4 protein-coding genes and 1 pseudogene are annotated in these 3,354 nt (G+C 64.9%); 2 read left to right on the forward strand and 3 right to left on the reverse strand.

Going from position 1 to position 3,354, the window contains the following annotated elements; translation table 11 throughout:
* Positions 1 to 164: 164 nt before the first annotated feature.
* Positions 165 to 485 (forward strand): helix-turn-helix domain-containing protein, encoded by a 321-nt coding sequence (locus tag ACYQ2W_RS25705; RefSeq protein WP_459873822.1) that lies wholly within the window; start codon positions 165 to 167, stop codon positions 483 to 485.
* A 140-nt stretch (positions 486 to 625) separates the two neighbouring features.
* Here ACYQ2W_RS25705 and ACYQ2W_RS25710 read toward each other — a convergent pair whose 3' ends face one another.
* Genes ACYQ2W_RS25710 through ACYQ2W_RS25720 form a run of 3 tightly spaced genes read right to left on the reverse strand, consistent with a single transcriptional unit; the run spans position 626 to position 2,062 of the window.
* Positions 626 to 898 (reverse strand): hypothetical protein, encoded by a 273-nt coding sequence (locus tag ACYQ2W_RS25710; RefSeq protein WP_459873824.1) that lies wholly within the window; start codon positions 896 to 898, stop codon positions 626 to 628.
* Positions 888 to 1,418 carry an OmpA family protein gene (locus ACYQ2W_RS25715; protein ID WP_459873828.1) on the reverse strand — a complete coding sequence of 177 codons (531 nt, stop codon included), beginning with the start codon at positions 1,416 to 1,418 and terminating at the stop codon, positions 888 to 890. The genes ACYQ2W_RS25710 and ACYQ2W_RS25715 overlap by 11 nt, the downstream gene beginning before the upstream one ends.
* Complete coding sequence (locus ACYQ2W_RS25720; RefSeq protein ID WP_459873826.1) at positions 1,418 to 2,062, reverse strand: hypothetical protein; 645 nt, start codon at positions 2,060 to 2,062, stop codon at positions 1,418 to 1,420. Before ACYQ2W_RS25720 ends, ACYQ2W_RS25715 begins: the two co-directional genes overlap by 1 nt.
* A gap of 536 nt (positions 2,063 to 2,598) precedes the next feature.
* On the opposite strand from ACYQ2W_RS25720, the pseudogene ACYQ2W_RS25725 reads away from it, so the two are divergent.
* Positions 2,599 to 3,354, forward strand: a pseudogene (locus tag ACYQ2W_RS25725) (hypothetical protein); the annotation flags it as partial.

A 3,354-nucleotide genomic window follows, 5' to 3' on the forward strand; every position in this document is an offset into this window, starting at 1 on the left:
GGATGACTTTCCATGCGAGATAACCTCTTGCCTTTGAAGTCATTAAATCCAGGTGAATTTGCCGAAGCTACGCCGAAAACGTTAGCAATAATAGATGCGATAGTAAATAAAACGAGACACTATCGTCGCTCTTTGGCGACGCCTTGGTTGCTACGTTGCCTCCTATGGAGCGCGTAGGCGAACGAATCAGAAATGCGAGAGAGTCCCTGGGCTGGGGCGTCTCCCAACTCGCCAAGACGATGGGCGTCAGCCGCCAGACCCTTCACAAATGGGAGAGCGGCGAGATCGTCTCCCCCCGTCCCGACCAACTCTTCAAGCTCGCCCGCAAACTCAACCGCGACCCCGAATGGCTGATCACCGGCAAGGAGCCGCCCCGCGCCTCCAGCGAGGAGCAGCACCGGCTACTCACCCACTTCGCCCGCCTCGACCCGGCCCTGCGCCAGTCGATCCTCACCCTGATCTGCTCGCTGCCGCCGCGGGAATAGGCGCCCTCAGCGGCCCGCGACGGATTGCGTAGCGCCGGCTCGTAGCACGAGGACGAACCCCTACGGATAGCCACGGCTCCGTTTTGGTGGATGCGCTGTCGCGTATCTAGCATCGGCGCGCCATTGGGATGGGTGTCCTGTTAGCGCTGCTCCGCCGGATCGTCGCTCGCCATCAACAGGGCGAGCAGCGGGTCGATGTTGGGTAGACGCAACCCCAGCGGTCCCTGGAGGAGCGACCGATAGCGACCCCATTCGGCGTCATCCAAGCCCCACGCCTGGGCGCGGTTTGCGTCACTGGTCTCCGTGCTGGAAGCACCGATCTCCGAGTGGTCGATAGCGATATCCGCCGGCAGGGCGGAGGCAGGGAGCAATCCCCATAGCGCGAGCCAGATCACGGGAAGACTACTTCGCATGATCGTCCCCCACGGTGATCCGCACGGCGCGGGCGAAGGTATCGGTGACCCGCCCGACGATGCGGATGTGGCTGGATGGCACCCCGGCTGCCACCAGCGCCTCCCGTACCGCCACCGCCCGGCCGAAGGCGAGCCGGTCGCGAAACGCTGCATCGCCCCAGTCGTCGGTCATGCCGCGCAGCACGATGGTCGGGGCGGAGCGGAGGGCCGACGCCGTGGAAGAAATCGCCTTGCGACCTTGCGGTCCCAGGTGTTGGCTGCCTGAGGCGAAGGGGATGCGAAATACCTCCGACGGATTGGGGGACGCAGAGGATTCGTGGCGGGCAACAGACGCCGGAGCAACCTGGTCCCGCGAGGACAGATCGACGACGCGCCAGCCGTGGGCATCGAGCGTGGGGGTTGGTTCCTGGACCGGCAGTTCTTGTGGCTCCTTGGTTGGCGTAACCAGAACGGAAAGCCGGGCGGTGTCACAGCCGGAGAGGAGAAGAGATACCCCGAGGAGCAGCAGGCTACGGGACATCACGGGGTCGCCCTCCCGGTTCGGCGGTGCGCTCCTTTGCGGAACGCCCACTCGCCGGTACCAGCGTCCACCGTCTCCAGTGTCCATCCCACCAAGATCTCGCCAACCGACACCTGAAGCGGTCGGCCGGCGTCCACCACCACGAACGGGACATTTCCGAGACGGCCGGCGCTGACCACCGAGAACGGCAACTGCACCGGTCGGGGTTTCGGGGCAGAGAGCTTGGCGGCGAGGTGCTCAATCCGTTTGCGGATTTCCTCCAATCCGGTGCTGAGCCGCTTGAATTGATCCACCCGCTCGGAGTCCCGAGCTAGCGCAGCAAGGCGCTGCTCAATGCCTTCCAGCCGCGCATCGATCCCGCGTAGCGCGGGGTGAACCGGGCGAGATTCCAATTCGTCCATGATCGCCACCGCCAATAGGTGGAGATCCAACGTGGTGGATGGAGTCGGGGTGTCCTGGGATACGGTGGAAGCGGGAGTGGGGGGAGAAGGCTCGTCCGGCGCCGCCGCTTCAGTGCTGGTCTGTTCCGATGGAACTGCCGCCGTGGCTCGCTCCTGCTCCAACAGCGGGACGGAGACCGGTGGTGCAGGCCGCTGAGCCTGCCACCAGACCACCCCCGCAAGCACCCCGAGGAACAGGATCAACGCGATTCCGAACCACCACCGGCGCCGTGAACGATGACGCGCTACACCGGGTTCCGGTGAGACGTCAGTCTCATCGATCGGAGGGCGGAATGCGTCCGGAATTTCAACAGGTTCGTCCATCGGCATAGAAGACCAAATGCCCTGCCGGAGCAGAACGACTTCAAGCGCCGAGAGATCGGCCTTCCCGCGGAGAGACGGGAGGAGTTAGCCCTCTTTACCCAATATTTTCCAACCAGAACGACCCGTAAGGAGCCGCAAGCTGCTCATCCGTAAGGGGCGTCTTCCCCGATCGTAATTTCCGGGTCTGCGCGAAGACCAATACCGCTGAGCGATGAGGAGGGCTTAGCACGAAGAGTTATCGGAAAATCTTCCGGCCGGAGTGTGGTGTTTTCCGATACCGTCCATCAATAACGTTACTGCCCTGTAAGCCTTTGCCTTCAAAGCGGGACCAAGATGCGGATTCCCATTGACTTACGGGGTTATATGTTTTTTATTCGGGAAAATCCTGAATCACAACTGCATCAAGGACCGGATCGATGGACACAGGGATGAACCGCCTCTGCTTCGTTGCCGCCGAAGAGCACCGCTCGCTGATCGAGAGGTTGCGCTCAAGCACCACCTTCCTGCGCACCACCGCCGCGCTGGTGATCGTCGCCTTCGGCGGCCTCATCACCGCCCCCGCCGCCGCCGCCCTGCGCACCGCGCCGATCGATCCGCCGGGCCAGACGCGTGCCGAGGAGCGCGACGAGACCAAGCTGGCCAAGGCGATCCAGCAGGTGAAGAGCCGCCTCTCCCGCCTGGAGGCACGGCTCACCGCCGGCGAGGAGGGCGCCAACGGCCGCGCCGAACTGGCCCAACTGGCCTCTACCCTGCGCACCCTCGACCGCCGGGTTGGTGAGCGCTTCGACACGATCGACGCGCTGATCCAGGCCAAGGGCCTCGGCGCCACCATCGAACAGCGCCAGGCGCAGGCCCGCGGCCACTTCCGCCGCCACCTCGACCGCACCCTCGGCGAACTGGACGCCATCGACCGCGCCCCCACCCGCGAGGAGTTGCTGAGCGCCGTGCGCGCCGCCCGCGCCCATCTCGATGCGGTGCAGAGCGCCCCCGCCCGCCAGCCCTTCGACCCCAACCAGCTCCCCTTCAAGGCCCGGGAGCCGAAGCCCGACAACCGTCCCCGGGAGACCCCCGCCCAGTTCCGCCAAGCCGGCCTCTACCCCAACCCCCTGCCCAGGCTGGCCGCCATGGGCAACGTGCTGGACGCCTATGTGTTCGACCAGCTCCCCGGCGCT

It is taken from the genome of Endothiovibrio diazotrophicus, assembly GCF_054657215.1.

What these genes read in the sequence shown, in the direction of transcription:
- ACYQ2W_RS25705 (WP_459873822.1), top strand. Translation starts at nt 165, where the DNA reads ATGGAGCGCGTAGGCGAACGAATCAGAAATGCGAGAGAGTCCCTGGGC.
- ACYQ2W_RS25710 (WP_459873824.1), bottom strand. Translation starts at nt 898, where the DNA reads ATGCGAAGTAGTCTTCCCGTGATCTGGCTCGCGCTATGGGGATTGCTC.
- ACYQ2W_RS25715 (WP_459873828.1), bottom strand. Translation starts at nt 1,418, where the DNA reads ATGTCCCGTAGCCTGCTGCTCCTCGGGGTATCTCTTCTCCTCTCCGGC.